The 21,160-nt window shown below is 66.5% G+C and carries 20 protein-coding genes and 1 pseudogene; 10 read left to right on the top strand and 11 right to left on the bottom strand.

The window, feature by feature from the left end; genetic code table 11:
• The first annotated feature begins 133 nt into the window (after positions 1–133).
• From ACVOLI_RS04195 to ACVOLI_RS04175, 5 genes are all read left to right on the top strand, one after another.
• Positions 134–1,510: an amino acid permease gene (locus tag ACVOLI_RS04195; RefSeq protein ID WP_282272859.1), complete on the top strand. Its 1,377-nt coding sequence runs from the start codon at positions 134–136 to the stop codon at positions 1,508–1,510.
• Between the two features lie 93 nt (positions 1,511–1,603).
• Complete coding sequence (locus ACVOLI_RS04190) at positions 1,604–2,188, top strand: YdeI/OmpD-associated family protein (protein WP_481533644.1); 585 nt, start codon at positions 1,604–1,606, stop codon at positions 2,186–2,188.
• Positions 2,189–2,251: 63 nt separating this feature from the next.
• Positions 2,252–2,518 (top strand): hypothetical protein, encoded by a 267-nt coding sequence (locus ACVOLI_RS04185; protein ID WP_282272864.1) that lies wholly within the window; start codon positions 2,252–2,254, stop codon positions 2,516–2,518.
• A 531-nt stretch (positions 2,519–3,049) separates the two neighbouring features.
• Complete coding sequence (hmpA, locus tag ACVOLI_RS04180) at positions 3,050–4,231, top strand: NO-inducible flavohemoprotein (protein ID WP_481533643.1); 1,182 nt, start codon at positions 3,050–3,052, stop codon at positions 4,229–4,231.
• 130 nt (positions 4,232–4,361) lie between these two features.
• The gene (locus tag ACVOLI_RS04175; RefSeq protein WP_481533642.1) at positions 4,362–4,742 is read left to right on the top strand and encodes a DUF1761 domain-containing protein; all 381 of its coding nucleotides are present in this window, start codon (positions 4,362–4,364) and stop codon (positions 4,740–4,742) included.
• Positions 4,743–5,520: 778 nt separating this feature from the next.
• Here ACVOLI_RS04175 and ACVOLI_RS04170 read toward each other — a convergent pair.
• The 4 genes from ACVOLI_RS04170 to aroE form a co-directional block, all read right to left on the bottom strand.
• Positions 5,521–5,949 (bottom strand): hypothetical protein, encoded by a 429-nt coding sequence (locus tag ACVOLI_RS04170; RefSeq protein ID WP_481533641.1) that lies wholly within the window; start codon positions 5,947–5,949, stop codon positions 5,521–5,523.
• Positions 5,950–6,032: 83 nt separating this feature from the next.
• Positions 6,033–8,132 (bottom strand): ATP-dependent DNA helicase DinG, encoded by a 2,100-nt coding sequence (gene dinG / locus ACVOLI_RS04165; RefSeq protein ID WP_481533640.1) that lies wholly within the window; start codon positions 8,130–8,132, stop codon positions 6,033–6,035.
• A 74-nt stretch (positions 8,133–8,206) separates the two neighbouring features.
• Complete coding sequence (locus ACVOLI_RS04160; RefSeq protein WP_481533639.1) at positions 8,207–8,563, bottom strand: hypothetical protein; 357 nt, start codon at positions 8,561–8,563, stop codon at positions 8,207–8,209.
• Positions 8,564–8,571: 8 nt separating this feature from the next.
• Positions 8,572–9,420, bottom strand: coding sequence for a shikimate dehydrogenase (gene aroE / locus ACVOLI_RS04155; RefSeq protein WP_282269333.1), 849 nt, complete (start codon positions 9,418–9,420; stop codon positions 8,572–8,574).
• A 52-nt stretch (positions 9,421–9,472) separates the two neighbouring features.
• Between aroE and ACVOLI_RS04150 the strand changes: the two genes are divergently transcribed.
• On the top strand, positions 9,473–10,351 hold the full coding sequence (locus tag ACVOLI_RS04150) for a TolB-like protein (RefSeq protein ID WP_481533638.1): 879 nt from the start codon (positions 9,473–9,475) through the stop codon (positions 10,349–10,351).
• Positions 10,352–10,533: 182 nt separating this feature from the next.
• Here the strand turns inward: ACVOLI_RS04150 and ACVOLI_RS04145 are convergent, their stop codons facing one another.
• The 4 genes from ACVOLI_RS04145 to ACVOLI_RS04130 form a co-directional block, all read right to left on the bottom strand.
• Positions 10,534–10,815, bottom strand: a complete 282-nt coding sequence (locus ACVOLI_RS04145) for an SHOCT domain-containing protein (protein WP_481533637.1) — start codon at positions 10,813–10,815, stop codon at positions 10,534–10,536.
• Position 10,816: 1 nt separating this feature from the next.
• On the bottom strand, positions 10,817–11,806 hold the full coding sequence (gene hemB, locus ACVOLI_RS04140; protein WP_282269327.1) for a porphobilinogen synthase: 990 nt from the start codon (positions 11,804–11,806) through the stop codon (positions 10,817–10,819).
• Between the two features lie 30 nt (positions 11,807–11,836).
• Positions 11,837–12,751 (bottom strand): bestrophin family protein, encoded by a 915-nt coding sequence (locus ACVOLI_RS04135; protein ID WP_296248358.1) that lies wholly within the window; start codon positions 12,749–12,751, stop codon positions 11,837–11,839.
• A 119-nt stretch (positions 12,752–12,870) separates the two neighbouring features.
• Positions 12,871–13,119 carry a hypothetical protein gene (locus tag ACVOLI_RS04130; RefSeq protein WP_481530425.1) on the bottom strand — a complete coding sequence of 83 codons (249 nt, stop codon included), beginning with the start codon at positions 13,117–13,119 and terminating at the stop codon, positions 12,871–12,873.
• Between the two features lie 143 nt (positions 13,120–13,262).
• Between ACVOLI_RS04130 and ACVOLI_RS04125 the strand changes: the two genes are divergently transcribed.
• Complete coding sequence (locus ACVOLI_RS04125) at positions 13,263–13,691, top strand: hypothetical protein (protein WP_296248354.1); 429 nt, start codon at positions 13,263–13,265, stop codon at positions 13,689–13,691.
• A 66-nt stretch (positions 13,692–13,757) separates the two neighbouring features.
• Here ACVOLI_RS04125 and ACVOLI_RS04120 read toward each other — a convergent pair whose 3' ends face one another.
• Together ACVOLI_RS04120 and ACVOLI_RS04115 are read right to left on the bottom strand one after the other, a co-directional pair.
• On the bottom strand, positions 13,758–17,099 hold the full coding sequence (locus tag ACVOLI_RS04120) for an ankyrin repeat domain-containing protein (RefSeq protein ID WP_481533636.1): 3,342 nt from the start codon (positions 17,097–17,099) through the stop codon (positions 13,758–13,760).
• Complete coding sequence (locus ACVOLI_RS04115) at positions 17,092–17,367, bottom strand: YcgL domain-containing protein (RefSeq protein WP_481533635.1); 276 nt, start codon at positions 17,365–17,367, stop codon at positions 17,092–17,094. The genes ACVOLI_RS04120 and ACVOLI_RS04115 overlap by 8 nt, the downstream gene beginning before the upstream one ends.
• A gap of 241 nt (positions 17,368–17,608) precedes the next feature.
• On the opposite strand from ACVOLI_RS04115, the gene ACVOLI_RS04110 reads away from it, so the two are divergent.
• From ACVOLI_RS04110 to ACVOLI_RS04100, 3 genes are read left to right on the top strand one after another with little or no spacing between them, the layout of a single operon-like run.
• Complete coding sequence (locus ACVOLI_RS04110; protein ID WP_481533660.1) at positions 17,609–18,808, top strand: beta-ketoacyl-[acyl-carrier-protein] synthase family protein; 1,200 nt, start codon at positions 17,609–17,611, stop codon at positions 18,806–18,808.
• A 5-nt stretch (positions 18,809–18,813) separates the two neighbouring features.
• On the top strand, positions 18,814–19,602 hold the full coding sequence (locus ACVOLI_RS04105; RefSeq protein WP_481533659.1) for a beta-ketoacyl synthase chain length factor: 789 nt from the start codon (positions 18,814–18,816) through the stop codon (positions 19,600–19,602).
• Positions 19,595–20,383, top strand: a complete 789-nt coding sequence (locus ACVOLI_RS04100; protein ID WP_481533634.1) for a glycosyltransferase family 2 protein — start codon at positions 19,595–19,597, stop codon at positions 20,381–20,383. Before ACVOLI_RS04105 ends, ACVOLI_RS04100 begins: the two co-directional genes overlap by 8 nt.
• A gap of 9 nt (positions 20,384–20,392) precedes the next feature.
• On the opposite strand, the pseudogene fabG reads toward ACVOLI_RS04100, so the two are convergent.
• Positions 20,393–21,132, bottom strand: a pseudogene (gene fabG / locus ACVOLI_RS04095) (3-oxoacyl-ACP reductase FabG).
• Positions 21,133–21,160: the final 28 nt, after the last annotated feature.

Below are 21,160 nucleotides of genomic sequence, written 5' to 3'. Positions count from 1 at the left end.
CCGTTGCTGCAGGCGCACATGCGCGCCGGGACCTGCATCGTACCGGCAGCATGCCAATCCCCACCAACGGCACAGCCACTGCGGCGGGCGGACGCGGTATCGTGTCGCCCTCTTCTTGTCCTAGAACCCGCCGATGCCCAGCACTTCTTCCGCCCCGGCCAGCGCCCCCTCACACAAGCTGGAACGCGCGCTCAAGCCGCGCCAGCTGATCATGATGGGGCTGGGCAGTGCCATCGGCGCCGGCCTGTTCCTGGGCTCGGGCGTGGGCATCCAGGCCGCCGGGCCGGCCGTGCTGATCTCCTACCTGGTGGCCGGCACCCTGGTCATCATCATGATGCACGCCATGGGCGAGATGGCGGCCGCGCGGCCGGCCAGTGGCGCGTTCTCGGTGTACGCGGCCGATGCCCTGGGCGCCACCGCAGGGGCCACCGTGGGCTGGCTGTGGTGGGCGCAGCTGGTGGTGGTGATCGCGGCCGAATCGGTCGGCGCGGCCGGCCTGCTCAATACGGTCTGGCCACAGTTGTCGGTACCGATGACCTCGTTGGCCTTCATGCTGGTATTCACTGCCATCAACCTGCTGGGCGTGCGCAATTTCGGCGAATTCGAGTTCTGGTTCGCCATCCTCAAGGTCGGCGCCATCATCGCCTTCATCCTGGTCGGCATTGCCCTGCTGCTGGGCCTGCTGCCGAACGTGCCCTCACCCGGCCTGGCCAACATCACCGGCCATGGCGGCTTCATGCCCAAGGGCCTGGCCGGCATCGGCGCGGCCCTGCTGGTGGTGATCTTCGCCTTCGGCGGCACCGAGATCGTGGCCGTGGCCGCGGCTGAAACCCAGGACCCCGAGCGCAGCCTGGCCCGCGCCATCCGTACCGTGGCCTGGCGCATCCTGGTGTTCTACATCGGTTCGATCGGCGTGATCATCGCGGTGGTGCCGTGGAACAGCGAGACCCTGAAATCGCCGTTTGCCGCGGTACTGCAGGTCGCCAACATCCCCGGGGCCGCCACGGCGATCACCCTGATCGCGGTGATCGCCCTGCTCTCTGCGCTGAACGCCAATCTGTACGGCGCCTCGCGGATGATCTATTCGCTGGCCGAACGGGCCGAAGCGCCGCGCTGGCTGGGCCTGACCAATACCCGCCAGGTGCCGGTAGTGGCCGTCCTGGCCAGCGTGCTGTTCGGCTTCGTCGCCACCGTGCTGGAGCTGATCTACCCGAACAAGGTGTTGCCGGTGCTGCTCAACGTGGTCGGCTCCACCTGCCTGCTGGTGTGGACCATCACCCTGGTATCGCAGCTGATCCTGCGCCGTCGGGCCGACCGCCTGGGTACGCCACTGCCGTTCCGCATGGCCGGTTTCCCCTACCTGACGGTGCTGGCACTGGCGATCCTGGCGCTGATTTTCGCGCTGTTGCTGGCCACCCCGGAAACCCGCCTGCAGTTCCTGTCGATGGCCGCCTTCACCGCTTTCATCGCGCTGTGCAGCGGCCTGGCAAGGAAGTCGCAGCGCGGCTGACCATGCCAGAACAGGCTGTTCGCCCGCCTACGACCATGGCGGGCTTGTTTTAACGCGAAACTAACGGCAGGCTGCGCCCATCCGAGGCCAGTCATGCCCACTCCAGACCCCCGCGTAGACGACTACATTGCCAATGCCGCCGCTTTCGCGCAGCCGATCCTGCACGAGATCCGCCTGCGTGTGCACAGCGGCTGCACCACGGCTGAGGAAGCCATCAAGTGGGGTATGCCGGCGTTCCTGTACAAGGGCAAGCTGCTGTGTGGCATGGCCGCGTTCAAGGCGCACGCCACGCTGGGCTTCTGGCAACGCGAGGCCGGCAGCGGCGATGACTCGGCCATGGGCCAATACGGCCGCCTGCAGTGGCTTGGCGACCTGCCCGGCAAACGCGAATTCACAAGCCAGCTACGGGCCGCCATGCAACGTATCGATGCAGGCGTAACCCGCCCCAAAGCGGCCCCGCGCGCGCCCTTGCCGATGCCCCCGGCCTTCGCCGAGGCGCTGGCTGGTGCAGCCGTCGCCAAGGCGCACTTTGACGGTTTCAGCCCCGGCTACCAACGCGACTATCTGGAATGGATAGGTGAAGCCAAACGCGACAGTACCCGCCAGCAGCGGATCGCCCAGGCCATCGAGTGGTTATCCGATGGCAAGCACCGCGGTTGGAAACATGAGAAGCATTGACGTGGACCGCGCCAGCGATTCCACTTGCCGCAAACATCCCCCCATCAGTCCTGTTGCTACGCCATGATCGACCTAGAAGACCTCATCCAGCGCTCCATCGACCCTGAATCCGTCAGGCTGGAAGGCACCCTGACAAATCCGCCGTCGTTCGGCGTATATGCCATCGAGAACATCGACGACGGCAGCACCCATTACCGCTTTGGCAACCACCCGGTGCGCAAGCAGGAACTGGAGGACAAGTTCGGCAGCGCCGAGCTGGAGTACCTGTTCCTCAGCCGCGAAGACGCCGCTGCATTGACCGCGGCCCTGAATCGCCCCGAAGCGGACTGAGCAGGCCGAGGTAACGCCGAGCCATGCTCGGCTGGGGTTTTACCCTGTAGTGGGGGGGGGGGGGGGGGGGGGGGGGGGGGGGGGGGGGGGGGGGGGGGGGGGGGGGGGGGGGGGGGGGGGGGGGGGGGGGCGGGGGGGGGGGGGGGGGGGGGGTGTTTCCGCGGCCGGTTGCTGGGGGGGCGGGGCGGCCCCCGCCGCGCCTCCGCTTACCCCCCACGGCCCCTCGCCCTGCTGGGCGCGCCACTACGCTGTTGCCCCCTCCTTTTGGCAAAGCCAAGGGGGAGGGTTGGGGAGGGGTTGGCTTTTCGCTGCCCGATGCAGCTGTAGCTTCGCGGCTCACGCCGCCCCCACACCCGCCGGGAACGCCCCTTTGCCGAGCATGGCTCGGCACTACATTTCGTTGCACCGGTGAAGCCCCTCGCCGTGCATGGCCCTGCACCACAATCGTGCGGGTTCTTGATATTAGTCATCGAGAAAGCAGGCCCGCTGCGCGGAACATGGAACTACCCCCGAAGCCGGATAGTTCGCACCATGCTCAGCCCCACCCAACGCGACCTGATCAAAGCCACCGTCCCCCTGCTGGAAACTGGCGGCGAAGCGCTGACCAAGCATTTCTATGGGCGGATGCTGAGCCAGAGCGATGTCGCGCGCCCGCTGTTCAACCCCTCGCACCAGAGCAGTGGCGACCAACCGCGGGCGCTGGCCAACTCGGTGCTGATGTATGCCAAGCACATCGACCGCCTGGAAGCGCTGGGTCCGCTGGTGGGACAGATCGTCAACAAGCACGTTGCCCTGCAGATCCTGCCGGAGCATTACCCCATCGTCGGCCACCACCTGCTGGCCTCGATCCGCGAAGTGCTGGGCCCGGATATTGCCACCGACGAGATCATCGACGCCTGGGGCGCGGCCTACCAGATGCTGGCCGACCTGCTGATCGGCGCCGAGGAAGAAGTCTACGCGGCAAATGAAAAGGCCCCGGGCGGCTGGCGCGGCGCGCGTACGTTCCGCGTTGCCGAGAAAGTGCCCGAAAGTGCGGAGATCACCTCCTTCCATCTGGTGCCGGTCGATGGCGGCGCAGTGGTGGACTTCAAGCCCGGCCAGTACATCGGCATGAAGCTGGAACTCGACGGCGAGGAAACCCGTCGCAACTATTCCCTGTCGCGCGCAGCCAATGGCGTCGGTTATCGCATCAGCGTCAAGCGCGATGGCAACGGCAAGGTATCCAACCATCTGCACGACAAGGTGCAGGTAGGCGACACGCTGGAGCTGTTCGCCCCGGCCGGTGATTTCACCCTGGTTGCCAGCGAGCGCCCGGTCGCCTTCATCAGCGGTGGCGTCGGCATCACCCCGACCCTGCCGATGCTGGAGCAGGCGCTTGCCAGCGGCCGTCAGGTGCATTTCATCCATTGCGCACGCAACGGCCAGGTGCATGCCTTCCGTGAGTTCATCGCTGACAAGCAGAAGCAGCACCCCCAACTGCACAGCTACACCTGCTACAGCGAGGCGCTGCCGGGCGATGCCGCCGACGCCGAAGGCTTCCTCAGCCGCGAGCTGCTGGAGCAGTGGTTGCCGGCTGAGCGCAACATGGACGCCTACTTCCTCGGCCCGAAGCCGTTCATGGCGCAGGTGAAGAAGCTGCTGCGTGATGTCGGCGTGCCGGAAGCGCAGAGCCGTTACGAGTTCTTTGGCCCGGCCGCGGCATTGGAAGCCTGAGTCGCGTCATAGCAAGTGTGCGAGGTAGGAGGCCGGCGGGGAAACCCGCCGGCCTTCTTTGTCGTGGCGGCTACGCAAGCGCACGCGACAGCGCTAGGATGCGGCATCGCTCACTGCCCAGGGGAAATGCATGAACGTCTATGCCGTGGTGTTGGCCGCTGTATCGAGCTTCCTGCTGGGCGGCTTGTGGTACTCACCCGTCCTGTTCGGCCGTGCCTGGAACCGCGAGAATGGCGGCGAAGTACCGCAGGGGCATCCGGGCAAGGTCTTCGGTGTGGCCTTTGTGTTTTCGCTGGTGGCTGCGTTTGCTTTTGCCTGGTTTGTCGGCCCGCAACCGGAGCTGCGCAAGGCCTTGCTATGCGGCCTGGTTGCCGGTTTCGGAATCGTCGCGGCCAGCTTCGGCATCAACTACCAGTTCGCCCAGCGCAGCGGAAAACTGTGGGCAATCGACGGCGGTTACCACACCGCGCAGTTCCTGCTGTTCGGCCTGATCCTCGGCCTGTGGCACTAAACCAGTAGTAGTAGCAGCTGTTGCTGTTGCTCTAGCCCCCTCCCTTTGCCGCAGGCAAGGGGAGGGCTGGGGAGGGGTAGCCTTTGCAGTTGCAGTTGCAGTTGCAGTTGCAGTTGCAGTGGATTTTGACTTTGCTCTACCGGGTCCCCTTCCGCAGCGACGGAGCTGACGGACAAGACCCCGCATGGGGCGACGTGCAGGACGCACGTCGTTTTTCGACGATACATGGATGTATCGTCGAAAAATCCCGGCAGCGGAGTGGACCTGGAGCGCGCAGCGCGGAAGGCGCGTAGGCAGGGTGTGCTTTCTTTTGGTTATCTTTTCTTTGCACAAGCAAAGAAAAGTAACTCGCTCCCCGAAGGGGAGAGAAAGCCTTGGCTTCCGTTATTGCTGTTACTGTCTGCAAAACCAAAGCAAATACAAGTGCAGAGCTTTCGCCCGCCTACGGCGCGCGAGCGCACCTTTCTTTGCTTGTGCAAAGAAACGTGGCCCAAAGAAAGCACACCCTGCCTCCGCGCCCACGCCGCTGCGCGACGCGGGTCCACTCCGCCAGCGGGATTTTTCGACACGACATCCCTGTCGTGACGAAAAACGACGTGCATCCATGCACGTCGCCCTTCGGGTTCTTCCCACTGGCTCCGTCGCTGTGGAAGGGGCCCGGTAGATCAAGGTCCGGAGCTAAAGCAAAGGCAAGGGCAACTGCAACTGCAACTGCAAAGGCTACCCCTCCCCAACCCTCCCCTGCGCTTTGCGCAAGGGAGGGAGCTGAAGAGCTGCCTTACGCGAGGTTTGCACGTAGCCAGCGCATCACCGTTTCAACCACACCCAGCTTTTGCGGCACGTCCAAAGCAATTGCCCGCGCAAAGCCATCAGCATTGCGAATGAACGTCTGCCGCGCGATCCGCTGCGCCTGCTGCACCGTCGACTGCTGCCGGCGCAGCTGCACGATCTGCACCGACGGACGACCCGGCGGCGCGAACTTCTGGTAACGGCGCAGCTCATCGGCGACCAGACTCACGTCATTGTCTGCCTTGAGCTGGCCTTCACCCGCCAGCAACAGCTGCTCCAGCGCCAAACCCGCCGCAGTCAGCGCTTTGCCTTCGGCAGCGAAGATTGCCTGCGTACCCAACAACGCCAGTGCGCCATCGCGCTGCTGCAGTCGCTGCAGTTGCGGTGCCCAGGGGAAGCTTGCGGGAGGGGTGGCCATGGTTGTCTGGAGTGATGGAAGGTGGCGCACTTTACGGGTTGGAGCAGGGATGTTCCAGCGAACGGCTCCCCCTCTCCCCAACCTCAACCGATAACCCGTTTGAACGGTGGCAGGGAATCAATGATGCGCTTGCCATACCTGCGCGTCAGCAGGCGCGAATCCAGGATGATCACCCGCCCGGTATCGGTGGAGGTGCGAATCAGGCGCCCGGAAAACTGGGTCAAGGTGCGCAACGCATGCGGGATCGCGATCAGGTTGAACGAGTTCAAACCACGGCTCTCGAACCATTCGCTCAGCGTCGAGGTCTGCGGGTCGGTCGGCACCGCGAACGGCACCTGGGTGATCACCACCGTGGTGCAGGCCTCGCCCGGCAGGTCCAGGCCTTCACCGAACGAATTCAAGCCGAACAACACCGAGCCTTCACCCGCCGAGGTGCGCTTGATGTGCTCGTCGATCATCTTCTGCTTGGCGCCGTCGCCCTGCACCAGCACCTTCTTGCGCAGCGTCGCCGGCATCAGCTCGGCCACCTTTTCCATCTTCCAGCGCGAGGTGAACAGGACCATGCTGCCCTTGTCCCAATCCAGCTCGTTGACCAGGTACTTGGCCACTTCCTTGGGATGGCGCTCGCGGTCATCCGGCGTCACCGGGAACTGCGGCACGATCAGTTCAGCCTGGTTCGGCAGGTCGAACGGTGACGCCAGCGACACCATCTCCGCTTCCTCGGGGATGCCGTTGTCGATCGCCAGCGACTGGAAGTCACCGCCACCGGTCAGCGTCGCCGAAGTCATCACCACCGAGTCCACTTCATCCCACAGCAGCTTGCGCAGCACCATCGCCGCCGATACCGGCGAGCAGTGCAGGATGTAATCGCCATCGCGTGACATCGTCACCCAGCGCGCGATCGGCGGCTGGCCTTCCTTGTCCTCGCGGCGCCAGCCAGCCCACAGGTTGTACTGCTGCTCGACCATTTCCTGGGCCATGCCCAGGTTGCGCTGCAGGCGTTCGACCGCGGGATCATCCTGCTTGCCCTTGGCCACCGCCGAGGCCGCCGCCGTTGCCCAGTTGAGCAGCGTGCGGGTTTCATCGGCCAGCACTTCGATCGGCTGGCGCCAGGATTCGGGCAGGCGGCCATTGGCAGCGCGCCACATCGGCTCGCGGTCATCGGGCTGCGGAATCCAGACATTGCCGATCTCGTCGCGGAATGCCTTGAGCAGCTTGCTCACCCGCGATGCCACATCGATGGCCTCGTTCGGCAGCAGGTTGCCGATCTTGTCCTTGTCCACCGCACGGTAGGCACCGGCAATCAGGATCTGCAGGCGGCCGGTACGCTTGGCCATGTCGTCCAGCGGCAGATTGGCCGCGCCCTGGTCGATGGCGACGTTGCCGATGTGGTGGCCTTCGTCCAGCACCAGCAGCATGTCGCCGGGCGGCGCGATCAGGGGCTGGCCGCTGTCACTGTCGCCCAGCGACAGCGCCGACAACAGCAGCGCGTGGTTGGTGACGATGATCTGTGCGTCGCGTACTTCGGTACGTGCACGCAGAACCGGGCATTGCGCCGAATACGCGCAGCGGCGCCCGGCGCAGGCCGAGGCCGGCGTGGTGATGCGCATGCGCAGCGTGGGCGTGACGTTCTCCGGCGCGCTGTCCAGATCGCCGTTCCAGCGGCCCTCGATGAAGGCCTTGGTCAGCTTTTCGGCAACGTCCATTTCGATCGGCGCCAGTGGCCGGTCGTAGAGCTGCACGTCGTCGCCGAACATGCCTTCCTGCACGCCCTCGCCCTGCGCTTCGGCGGCGTTGCGGGTGCACAGGTAACGGGTGCGGCCCTTGGCCAGGGCAACGGTGGCCTGCAGGCCGGTGGACTTGAGGAAGTTGGGGATGTCGCGCTCGACCAGCTGCGACTGCAAGGCCACGGTGCCAGTGCTGATCACCAGCTTCTTCTTGCTGGCCAGCGCGATGGGTACGCCGGCGGTGAGGTAGCCCAGGCTTTTGCCGACGCCGGTAGGTGCTTCCACCACGCCGACGCCACCAGTGCCCAGCGCGCGCGACACCACGCCTATCATCTGGCTCTGCGAGCGGCGCGTGCTGAAGCCCGGCGTGTTTGCCTGCAGCTTGCTGTAAGCATCACGGATGCCGGTTTTGATGTCCTCGGTCAGCGCCCGTGGTGCTTCTACTTTTTCCGTCACGCCAACCTGCCCGCAGCTCAATCAAGGCGGATATTTTCCCATACCCGCCCGCATTCACCGAATGCGTTGCGGGCTCAGGCTTTGCCGGGGGCTTGCGGCCGTCGCAGGGCCTGCACCAGCGCCCAGGCCAGCATGATGTAGCCAACCGCTTCCAGCAGCGCCAAGCCAACATGGCCGATGCTGAGCAGCGTATTCATCGCGCCCATGCCGGAATAATTGCCAGTGGCGATAAGCACCAGCGGGATTGCCGTCAGCCCACCGCCTATCAAGGTGACGGCCAGCAGCAGCGACAGTGCGCCCAATGCCACGCTGCGCACCTTGCCCCGCGGGGTATCAAGCAGCATCACCACGGCGACGCCAAGCGCAATCATGATCGGCAGACGGTAGCCGATGGAGACCAGCAGTGTGGTCAGCAATTCAGTGGGTTCCATGTCCGGCCTCAGTCCGCGGTAACTAGCAGCGCATCACCGGCACGCAGTTCGGCGTAGATCGCATCGGTCTCCGGACGCATGCCGTGCCATTGCTGGAAACTCTCCGCGGCCTGCTCGACCAGCATGCCCAGGCCATCAAAGCTGTTGCGGCAGCCCGCCGCGCGCGCCCAGGCCAGGAACGGAATCGATGCCTCGCCGTAGTTCAGGTCCACCGCCGTGGTCATGCTGTTGACCAGCGACAGCGGCAGGTTGAAACCGCTGCCCTCGCCGCGTGCGGCCGAGGTGGCATTGATGATCAGCTCGAAATCGCCCTGCTCGCGCAGGTCATCCCAATACGCGGAGATGGCGCGGCCGGGTTCGCTCATCGCATCGACCAGCGCGTCGGCGCGTTCGGGCGAACGGTTGACCACGATCAGTTCGAGAATGCCGGCATCCAGCAGCGCCGGTGCCACACCGCGTGCGGCGCCACCGGCACCGAGCAGCAGCACCCGACGGCCGCGCAGGTCCAGGCCGTGGCGACCAGTGAGGTCACGCACCAGGCCGATGCCGTCGGTATTGTCGCCATGCCAGCGATCACCCTTGCGCAGCAGCGTGTTGACCGCACCGGCGCGATGCGCGCGCGAGGTAGTGGTGGTACACAGCGCGAACGCAGCTTCCTTGTGTGGCAGCGTCACGTTGGCGCCGACGCCGCCGTCAGCGGCAAAGGCTTCCAGCGCCGCCACGAAATCTTCGGGCGAGGCCTCGATGGCGCGGTAATCCACGGCGATGCCATGTGCCTTGCCGAACGCGGACTGGATGCGCGGCGACTGCGAATGGGCGATGGGCTGGCCGAAAACTGCGTAGCGTGGAGCGCTCATTGTGATCCTCTGCATGACCTAGACTGGACGCGACTTTGCTTGCTGGACCCGTATGCGGACCCGTCATTTGCTGCTCGCGCTGACCCTGAGTTTACCCTTTAGCCCCATGGCCTCGGCGCTTTCCGAGTTCGGCATCGAAGGCATGGGGGTAGTGTCCACCCGTGCAGATGAAATCCGCGCCACGTTGTCGGCGGACGGGCAACGCATCATCTGGGCCAGCAACCGCGAGGGCGGTGCCGGCGGCTGGGACCTGTGGCAGGCGACGCTGCAGGACAAGCGCTGGATGGAGCCGCAGCCACTGGCCTTGAACAGTGCCGCTGATGAGGTCGATCCCTTCCTCAGCGGCGATGGCCGCTGGCTGTACTTCGCCTCCAACCGGAAAGGCGGCCACGGCGGCTTCGACCTGTACCGGGCGGCCGTCGCCGCCGATGGCAGCCTCGGCCAGCCGCAGAACCTGGGCCCGGCGGTGAACGGCAGGCAGGACGAACGTTCACCCGCACTGGCCGACGACGGCCGGCTGTTGTTCTCCAGCAATCGTTCCGGTGGCAGCGGCGGTTGGGATCTGTGGCGTGCGCCGGCTGCAGGCGATGGTTTTGTCGCACCGTCCGCCTTGCTCGGCATCAATACCGCGGCCGACGAACTGGATGCGAGCTGGCTGGGTGGCGGCCGCGCGGTGGTGTTTGCCCGCGCCAATGCGGCGGGCGGTGCCCAGCTGTGGCTGTCGCAGTGCCGGCAGAGGCAATGGAGTGAGGCGACGCCGCTGGGCTTGTCGTTCAACAGCGCTGATGGCGACACGCGTGGCGCGGTGATTGATGCCAACAAGCCCGGAGAGCTGGTGGTCAGCGGCAAGGCGCGCTCACCACGGGCCGGCGGCATGGATCTTTACCGGATGAAGGCGCCGTTGGTTGATGGGGATGATTCTTGTCGGTGAGGCAGGAGCTTCACCCCTCCCCAGCCCTCCCCTTCGCTGCGCGAAAGGGAGGGAGCAGAAGCAACCCCTCCCCAGCCCTCCCCTTGGCCTTACGGCCAAAGGCAGGGAGCCAAGCAATCCGCCCCCTCCCTTTCGCGCAGCGAAGGGGAGGGTTGGGGAGGGGTGCTTCTGCTCTACCGCCTTCAGCTTTTAGCGTCAGCCAACACCGCAGCACGCATCGCTTCGTACTCCGCCTCACCAATCTGCCCACCCTGCCTGCGCTGTTCCAGCGCACGCAACCTGGCGTCCACATCGCCGCCCTGCGCCGCCTCACGCTGCAGCCGCTCGGCGGCAGAGTGCAGCTGTGGCGGACGCTTGCCGGCGCGGACGATGGCGGCGATGAACACACCGATCGCCACCGCGAACAGCAGCACGCCGATCAGCCATACCGCCCAGTTGTAACCTTCAAGACCGGGAACATTCATCTCAAGCCTCCTTCAGCCAGCGCGCGATCTGCGGCGCGTAATAGGTCAACACACCATCGGCACCGGCGCGCTTGAAGCCGATCATCGTCTCCATCACGCACTTGCGCTCATCCAGCCAGCCATTGGCTGCGGCCGCCTTCAACATCGCGTACTCGCCACTGACGTGATACGCGAAGGTCGGCACGCCGAACTCGGTCTTCACCCGGCGCACGATGTCCAGGTACGGCATCCCCGGCTTGACCATCACCATGTCCGCGCCTTCGTCCAGGTCCAGCGCGATCTCGCGCATGGCCTCGTCGCTGTTGGCCGGGTCCATCTGGTAGGTCTTCTTGTCGGCCTTGCCGAGGCTGCCGGAGCTGCCCACCGCGTCGCGGAACGGACCGTAGAAGGCCGAGGCGTACTTGGCCGAATAGGCCATGATGCGTGCGTTGATATGTCGGGCATCGTCCAGCGCGGTGCGGATGGCGCCGATGCGGCCGTCCATCATGTCCGAGGGCGAAATGATGTCCACGCCGGCTTCGGCATGCGACAGCGACTGCTTGACCAGCGCCTCGACGGTGATGTCGTTGAGCACGTAGCCGCTGTCGTCGATGATGCCGTCCTGGCCGTGCGTGGTGTACGGGTCCAGCGCCACATCTGTCATCACGCCCAATTCGGGGAAACGCTGCTTCAGCGCGCGTACCGCACGCTGTGCCAGGCCGTCCGGGTTCCAGGCTTCGGCCGCGTCCAGCGACTTGCGCGACGGGTCGATCACCGGGAACAGGTCGATCACCGGCACGCCCAACTCCAGCGCCTGCTCGGCTTCGCGCAGCAGCTCGTCGATGGACATGCGGTCCACGCCCGGCATCGATGCCACCGCCGCACGGCCGTCGAGCTCATGCACGAACACCGGCCAGATCAGGTCGTTGCTGGTCAGCGTGTTCTCGCGCATCAGACGGCGCGAGAACTCATCGTGGCGCATGCGCCGCGGGCGGTACTGGGGGTGCATCATCGCGGTACTCCTTGATACTGAAAACGGGAATTACTGCAGCCGGTAACCCTGCGGCTGCAGTGGCTCGGGCAGCGGGCGTTGGCCCAACACGTCGAGCAGATCGATTTCGATGGTACGCACCATCGCGTCCAGCGGCAGGTCATTGGCTTCGGTGCCGAACGGGTCTTCCATTTCCTCGCCGAGCTGGTCCAGGCCGAAGAAGGCATAGGCCAACAACATCGACACCACCGGCGTGGCCCAACCCAATGCACCGGCCAGGCCAAACGGCAGCAGCACGCAGAACAACCATGCACAGCGGTGCAGCAGCAAGGTATAGGCGAACGGCAGCGGTGTGCCGGAGATGCGCTCACAGCCGGCCTGCACGCTGGCCATGGCATGCAGGCGCGCCTCGAACTGGGCGTAGAGATAGGGATGCAAGCGGCCTTCGCGCAGCGGCGCGGCCAGCTCGCTGGCCAGTTGGGTCAGCATGCCGTCGGCGATGTTCTGCCGTGCCAGCACGGCGTGCTGGTCGGCCTGCAGCCAGGGCGCAGCGACAGCAGCCTGGTCGCGGCCGCGCAGGCGTGCCGCCAGCGCATGGGCAAAACCGATCACCAGGCGGGTGCCGCGCTCGCGTAGCTGCGGCTCGGCGGCCAGCAAGGCAGCCGCCTCACGGGCGAAGCTGCGCGACTCGATGACCAGTTGCCCCCACAGCTTGCGCCCTTCCCACCAGCGGTCGTGGCAGGCGTTGTTGCGGAAGCTCAGGAAGATCGACAGCACCAACCCCAGCAAGGTGAACGGCACCACCGACAAGCCACTACCACCCAGCGGGTGCCAGATCCGGCTGAACCCCGCCACCAGCACCGCCAGCACACCGATCGCCAGCACCTTGGGGGCGATGGCCGGCACGATGGAGCCGCGCAGGATGTACAGCAGCTGCCAGCCAGTGGGACGGGGGCGGATGATCATCGGGAAGCGGAAACGCCTGCAACAGGCCTACGGCGCCGGAAGGCTTCCGGCCAGCCGACGCATTTTACGCCCCCCGGCTGTCAGCCGCCGCCCCGGGCTTCCCCGCAGCCGGCGTGAACTCAGATGAAGCCGCCACCGATGCTCAGCCGGATCACCCCGACCACGATGACGATGGCATTGAGCAGCAGGCCGGTCTTGGCCCGGCCGCGCTTGCTGGCATGGGTGAACAGCAGTCCAATCGCGGCGATGATCGCGCCCACGGCGGCAAACGGGATCAGGAACCAGTTTCCCCAGCCCAGCAGCGGAATAAACGCCAGAATCATCCACAGCAAGGCAACAATGCCCCAGATCAGGCTGATCAGCCCCATGTACTTTCCTCCACCAGGCACAGCCTGCAAGATAGCCGGGAACACGTGCAGAGCAAAAGGCCCTCGCCCTGGCCGGAAGTTCTCGACAGATTCAGCCGGCGCCATGGATCATCCGCAATTACCGATCACCGGGGAGTGAAACCATGAAACTTCCGCTCGCTATCGCACTTTCGCTTGGCGTTGCCTTGGCCGTGGGCGGCTGCGCCAGTACCTCCAAGGTCATGCTGGGACAGGCCCGTGCGCCAGTAGACCCGGCCAGCGTGCAGATCTATTCCACGCCGCCGGCCGGTTCGGTGGAGATCGCCCAGCTCGAATCCTCCAGCGCGGTCGGCTTCGGCACCCAGGGCCAGACCGATGCCGCCATTGCCAGGCTCAAGCGGGAGGCTGCCGCACTCGGCGCCAATGGCGTGATCCTGATGGGCGTGGGCTCCGGTGGTTCGCCGGTCGGCATGTCGGTAGGCGCGGGCAGCTATGGCCGCCACACCGCTGGCGGCCTCAGCGTCGGCATCCCCACCCAGCAGAAGCGCGCTGCCGGCGTTGCGATCTGGGTACCGCCGGGCGCAGGCAGGTAAGTCTTCCCGCCAGTCCTGATGCAACAAGGGCGCCGTTCGGCGCCCTTGTCATGAGTGCTGCAGCAATCAGTTGTGATCGCGCAGGAAGCGGGCCATCGACGAGACGCCCGGTACCGCCGGCTCGAATTCGCCGGCAACGTCGATGAAGCCACGCATGATGGCGATGTCGCGCGGGCTACGGTTGATCGCATCGCGCATGTCCGGATCAGCGCCGGCACGCAGCAGGCGTTGCACCAGTTGTGGCAGGCCGTGCAGTGCCGCCAGGTGCAGCGGGCCGAAGCCACGCGGGTCGCGCACGTCCAGCGAAACCTCTTCGTCGAGCAGGCGGTCCACCGCGGCCAGCACCACGCTCTCGTCACAGGCGGTACCCGGTTCGGCACGTGCACCGAGCAGCAACAGCAACGGCGTCACCGTGCCGGCCGATGCCTGGTCCGGTTCGGCACCGGCCAGCAGCAAGGTATCCAGCAAGGCCAGCAGGCGGGTGCGGTCACGCGAGGTGAAGCCGTACAGCGCGGCGCAGTGCAGCGGTGCCAGCTGCTGGTCGTCACCGGCGTGCACGTCGGCACCGGCAGTGAGCAGGCGGGCGACGATGTCCGGCAAGCCCAGGGCAGCGGCCAGCATCAATACGGTGACGCCACCCGGCAGGCGGTGTTCAAGCTTGGCACCGGCATTGAGCAGTGCCGCCACGATCGTGGTCTGGCGCATGCTCACCGCCGCCGACAACGGCGTGGCACCGCTGGCAGCGGCGTGCTGCGGGTCGGCACTGCGCGACAGCAGCAGATCCACCACCGCCGCATGGCCGCCGCCGGCCGCACGCAGCAGGCCGGTGCAGCCCTGTGCATCGACGGCATCGACGGCAAAACCGAGATTGAGCAGGCGCCGTACCGCGTCGGCATCGCCGGCCATCGCCGCCGAGGCGACGTCGGCATCGCGCAGCGCGCGCAGCGGCAGCTGCCAGCCGCGCCAGTCCAGCAGGTCAGCCAGGTCGCGACGACCGCTGGACAGCGCAACACCCAACGGCGTCTGCCCGTCAGCGGCCCGCGCATCCGGTGAAGCGCCCTGCAGCACCAGCTGCTTGAGCGCGGACTCGCGTGCCAGGGCGGTGGCCAGGTGCAGTGCGGTCATGCCATGGCTGTCACGCGCCTCACGGTCGACGCCATTGAGCAGCAGGTACTGCTGCAGCTTCAGCCAGCCCAGGCGTACCGCCAGCGACAACGCCGGATCACCGGCCGGCGAAGCGGCGAACGGATCGGCGCCACGCTCCAGCAGTTCCAACGCGAATTGCTCGGTGCTGCGCGCACCGTGGTCGTGCTGCGCGCAGGCGGCGAGGAAGCGGGTCAAGCCACCGCGGCCGGCCGGCGACACGCCACGCTGCAGCAATACCTGCAGGGTCGGGATCGCATCGACGCCGCGCGACAGCAGCGCGAACATCGGTGTATCGCCGCAGGCGTCGAGCATCTCCGGCGCGGCATCGTGTGCCAACAGCCAATCGACCACGCGCGGCTGCAAGGCCAGCTCCGGATCGTGCAGCAGGCCGCCCAGTTCATCGGCCGCACACAGCCTGGCCAAGGGCGCCATGCCATCGACGTTGCCGAATACCAGCGCTTCGCGCAGCAAGGCCAGCGGCGCGCGATCGTTGAGCACCGGCATCGCATCACCATCGCCACCCTCGGCATTGCCGGCGGCCGCATCGCTGACCGCTGCCGGCAGCGGATAGCTCGGGTCGAGCAGCGAGACGATGCTCCAGCGACCTACTGCGGCAGCGTGCTCGATGGCACGACGGCCATCACTGCCGACCACATCGGCGGCAATGCCCAGGTCCAGCAGGCGGCGGATCAGCGCCGCCGATACGTGTTCGGCGCGGCTGGCCAGCAGCAAGGCATTGCTGCCTTCGCCATCGACGGCATGCACGTCAGGCTTGTGCGCCAGCAGGCGCTCGAGCACCGCGGCATTGCCCTGCGCGGCGGCATCCAGCCACGGCGTGCGGCCTGCGGCATCACGCGGCTCGACATTGGCGCCGGCATTAAGCAGGGTTTCGACGATATCGACGTGGCCAGCCAGGGCGGCCTCGTGCAGGGCGCTGCGGCGCTGACGGTCGCGCGCATCCAGCCGCGCCTTGTGCTTGAGCAGCAGCTGCACGCCAGCCGGGTCGTCGTCGTCGGTGGCCGCCGCCTGCACCAGCACCGGTACGCCATCGGCCGGTTCGACCTTGGCGCCGCGCTCCAGCAGGAACTTGCCCAGCCGCCAGTTGCCGGCCTGGCAGGCCACCGCCAGCGGGCTGTGGCCATCATTGTTGAGGGCATCGATCTCGGCCGCGGCATCGCGCAGCAGTGCTGCGACGCCCGGATCGGAACTGCGCGCGGCGTGGTGCAGCGGCGTATTGCCATCGGCATCGGGCGTGCGCGGATCGGCACCGTTGGCCAGCAGGGTCATCACCGCTTCCGGGCGACCGTGCCAGCTGTCGCGGGTGGCCGCCAGCAACGGCGTCATGCCTTTATGCGCCTGGTTGACGTCGACGCCACGGCTGATCAGCGCACGCAGCAGGCGCAGGTCCGGCAGCACTGCCGCCAGCACCGCCAGACTGCGCTGGTCGCGCGATTCGGCCGGGGCTGGCGCATGCGGATCAGCACCGGCATCCAACAGCTGCAGCGCGCGATCAATCCGGCCGCCGCGGGCGGCGTCATACAGCTGCGGCACCAGCTCGTGCTGGGCGATGGGCTCCAGCGGTGCCGGTTCGGCCAACGCTTCGGCAAACAGGTCGAAAGCAGGTTGTTGTGCCTCGCCAGCCTTGCCAGCGACGGCAACCGGCGCACTGCGCATAGCCTGCAGCAGGTGATGCAGCAACGGCGCGGCGACTGCGGTGGCAATGGCCAAGGGCCAACGCAAGGCACCGCCGACCAGACCCGGCCAGGCCGCTGCGACGATCGCCGCGCACAACAGCAACACCACCGCTGCCGCGCCCAGGCCATGCCATGAATCGAGATTCCGCCCGCTCAGGGCCTGCCATTGCGTGCGCAGCGAGCTGTCCTCGCGCTCCATCGCCTGCCATAGCGGCCAGGTGCGCCACAGCGCCAACAACGCCACGCTGACCGCGATGCTCAATGCCAACACCGCCGCCAGGCTGCCACTGTCATGCAGTGCCGCCAACGGCCAGGACACCAATACTGCAACCACCGCTGCGCCGCCGGTCCAAAGCCCCAGCAGGCCTGGCAGTTCACGTTTGAGTACGGCCAGCGACGGCGTCACCGTGCGGGTTCGCCGCCACCATGACACCGCCAGGGCGAAGGCGGGCTGGGCCAGCACGCCGCACACAGCCGCGGCCACACCACCGAACGCCGTGGCCAGGGTCAACAACACCCCCAGGCCCAGCGCGGCGGCAACTACGCGGCTGCGCAATGCTTCAGTCATCGCGACCGTCGATGCGGGCGATCTTCACCGGGGCCAACGGCAACGGCGGGGCCTGCAGGTGGAAACCACGCTCGGCCAGGTTGGCGCGCACCAGCGCGGCGTCGGCCTGGGCCAGGCGACGTTCGGGCGTCAGCGCCACCTCCAGCACGAAGGTGTAAGGCGCCAAGGTGTTGCCCAGCACCGCCGGGATCACTTCGAAATCATCACGCTTGGCGAGGTACAAGTAGGTGTCCTGCTTGCGTTGGCTTTTGTAGACGTAAGCTTGCATGCCAGCGGGCTTTGCCCTGCATCGGGAGTCAGGGATTGTGTCGGAAATCTGGCGCTGTTGAAAGGCGGCGGGCCAACAAGCACGTGGACCGACCAGGCTTTTGTACATTCATCTACATCAAGATTCCGTTGCCCCGGCCGTCCAGCCATCGCGTGTCGAAACGCCAGACAGCCAGCTGCCGATATACTCGCGCCCCGTCGAAGCCCTGGAAGATAACGTGACGCCTGCATCACCGCCGCGCCTGGCGCCGCTGAACATACTCGCGCACACCGCCACCACGGCCTTGGGTGCGGGTCTGGATGCACAACGGCGAGGCCTGGCCGGCTGCCACAGCGGTTTGCGGCAGAACGATTTCGGCGACCAGCCGCTGCCGTGCTGGATTGGCCGGGTGGACGGCCTGGAACGGCTGGCCTTGCCGGCGGAGCTTGCCGGGTTCGACTGCCGCAACAACCAGCTGGCCTGGCTCGCACTGCAGCAGGACGAGGTGCTGGCCGCGCTGCAGCAGGTACGTGAACGCCACGGCGCATCGCGGGTGGCAGTGGTGATGGGCACCTCCACCTCCAGCATCGGCGCCACCGAAGAAGCCTATGCCCGGCTTGAAAGCGGCGCCGATGGCGGCCTGCATTTCCCGCCGGACATGCTGCGCCCACGCATTCACACCCCACACTCGCTCGGCGATTTCGTACAGGTGGCTACCGGCTTGAGCGGCCCCTGCGTCACCGTTGCCACCGCCTGCTCGTCCAGCGCCAAAGTCTTCGCCCAAGCCGCGCGCCTGATCAACGCCGGCCTGGCCGATGCCGCCCTGGTCGGCGGCGTGGATACCCTGTGCGGCAGCGTGCTGTACGGCTTCAACTCGCTGCAGCTGGTTGCAGCGACGCCCTGTCAGCCGTTTGACGCTCGCCGGGTCGGCCTGTCGCTGGGTGAAGCTGGCGGCTATGCGGTCCTGGAACGTGCCGACGCAGGCCTGGCCACGGCCTTGCAGCTGCGCGGCTACGGCGAATCCAGCGATGCCCACCATATGTCCGCGCCACATCCCGAAGGCCTGGGTGCACGCCTGGCCATGCAGGCCGCGCTGCAGCGCGCCGGGATCGAGGCCGGCGACGTGGGCTATCTCAACCTGCATGGCACCTCGACCCCGGCCAACGACAGCATCGAGGCCGCAGCGGTCGCCACACTGTTCCCGCCCAGCCTGCACGCCAGCTCGACCAAGGGCTGGACCGGGCATACGCTGGGTGCAGCCGGCATCGTCGAATCGGTATTCGCATTGTTGGCACTGGAGGATGGGCTGCTGCCGGGCACCTTGAACAGCGAGATCCCCGACCCGGCCTGCGGCCCGCAGATCCGTTTCGAGAACGCGCAGGCCGATATCCGCTACGCAATGAACAATTCCTTTGGCTTCGGCGGCAACAACTGCTCGCTGGTCTTCGGCAAGGCAGGATGAGCACGATGCTGGAAGCAACACTGGAAGGCATCGGTTTCTGGGGTACGGGACTTCCCGATTGGGACAGTGCCTGCGCCTGGATGCGCAAGGGCGAACGCCCGCTGGATCCACCAGCCCGTCCCTCGCCGCAGCTGCTGGCAGCCAATGAGCGGCGCCGCGCACCCGGCACCGTGGCGGTTGCACTGGAGGCTGCGCTGGCTGCGTGCGAGGCCGCCGACCGCGCGCCGGCGACCCTGCCGTCGGTATTCACCTCCACCCACGGCGAGCTGACCATCACCGACTACATGTGCGCCACGCTGGCGGACGATCCCTGCGCCATCTCGCCGACCAAGTTCCACAACTCGGTGCACAACGCCGCCGCCGGTTACTGGACCATCGGCGCCGGCGCTCACGTCGCCGCCACCGCCATCAGCGCAGGCCGTTACAGCTTCGCGCAGGGCCTGCTGGAAGCGATGGTGCAGCTGCATGCCGGCGAAGAAGCCGTGCTGCTGGTTGCCTATGACGGCAATGCCAGTGGCCCGGCCGCCGAGGTGTCGCCAAGCACCGGCCTGCTGGGAGCAGCCTTCGTGTTGTCGCGCACGGCCTGTGCCGGCTTGCCTAGCCTGCAGCTCAGGCTGCACGACACCGCATCATCACCGCAGGACGCGGAGCAGGGCCTGCTGCTGCAGCTGTACGCCGACAATGCAATGCAGCCGGCGCTGCCGCTGCTGGAAGCCTTGGCAATGGATCAGGAAAAAGTATGGATGCGCTCAGGCACGGATCAGTGGCTGGAGATCGACATCCTCCATGAATGACCAGCGTCCGCTCTGCGCCGACAACGTCGCCGTGGTCATCCCGGCGCTGAACGAGGAACTGCGTATCCGCCAGGTGGTCGAGGGCGTGCTGCAGTACTTCCCCCATGTGATTGTGGTCGACGACGGTTCCAGCGACCGTACCACGGACTGCATCGCCGACCTCCCTGTCACCGTGCTGCGCCATCCACAGCGCATGGGCAAGGGCCAGGCGTTGCGCAGCGGTTTTGCCGAAGCCAATCGCCGCGGCCTGCGCGGCGTGCTCACCCTGGATGGCGACGGCCAGCATGTCGCCGCCGACCTGCCGCGGCTGCTTGCCAGCGCCAATCGTCATCCGGCCTGCATCATCATCGGCGCACGCCTGCGCAAACGCGCATCGCAACCGCTGTACCGGCGCCTGGCCAACGAGTTCGGCGACTGGGGCATTGCCTGGGGCACGCATTACCAGGTGGCCGACAGCCAGAGCGGCCAGCGCTTCTACCCCGCCGAGGTTATCGCCTTGCGCGAGATCTCCGCCGAGGGCTTCGTGTTCGAAGCGCAGGTGGTGATCTCGGCGGCGCGGCAACTGGGCACGCGGTGCGTGTCGGTGCCGATCGAATCGCGTTACCGCTGCGCCGACAGTGATGAGCAGTTCCGTCCAAGCCACTTCAAGCCGCTGCAGGACCTGTACCGCATCACTAGCCATATCGTGCTGCTTGCGCTGCGCCACGGCCATGTTTGGCGCGTTTACCGCACCATCCGCAGGAACCCACCGATCATCGACAGTACCGACGCCAACGGCTGAGCCGCGCGTTCAGCCCATGCCGCCGTTGATGCCGATCACCTGGCCGTTGATGTAACCCGCCGCATCACTGCACAGGAAGGACACCAGTGCTGCAACCTCCTCCGGCTTGCCGGCACGCGCGGCGGGTACGGTCTGCTTGATCAGTTCAGGCGGAAACGCCTCCGCCGCCATCTGGCCCTCAATCACTCCCGGCGCGACAACATTGACGCTGATTCCGCGACTGGCCATTTCCCGTGCCAGTGACTTGCTTGCGCCATGCAGGCCGGCCTTGGCTGCGGCGTAGTTGGTCTGGCCGCGATTGCCCAGCACCGCCGCCACCGACGACACGCTGACGATGCGACCCCAGCGGGTGCGCGCCATAGGCAACAGCAGCGGCTGGGTCACGTTGAAGAAGCCGTTGAGGCTGACATCGATCACCCGCTGCCAACGCTGCGCATCCATGCCAGCCATCGGCGCGTCATCGTGGATACCGGCATTGTTGACCACGATCTGGATCGGGCCCTCGGCCAGCAGCGCCTCCAGCGCAACACTGACCGCTCCGTCATCGGCAACATCGAACGCCACCGCCTGCGCGCTGCCACCGTCGGCAATGATCTGTGCCACCACTGCATCGGCACGCGCCAGGTTGGCGTTGGCATGCACGATCACATGTGCGCCATCGGCGGCCAGCCGGCGGCCAGCCGGCGGCAGATCGCACCGCCCAGATCACCACTGCCGCCGGTTACCAGCGCACGTCGCTGCTTGCTCATGAGGGGTTTGCTCCGCTTTGTCTCATTG

It is taken from the genome of Stenotrophomonas sp. STEN029, from assembly GCF_056760015.1.
This window is presented reverse-complemented; position numbering and strand designations above follow the sequence as displayed.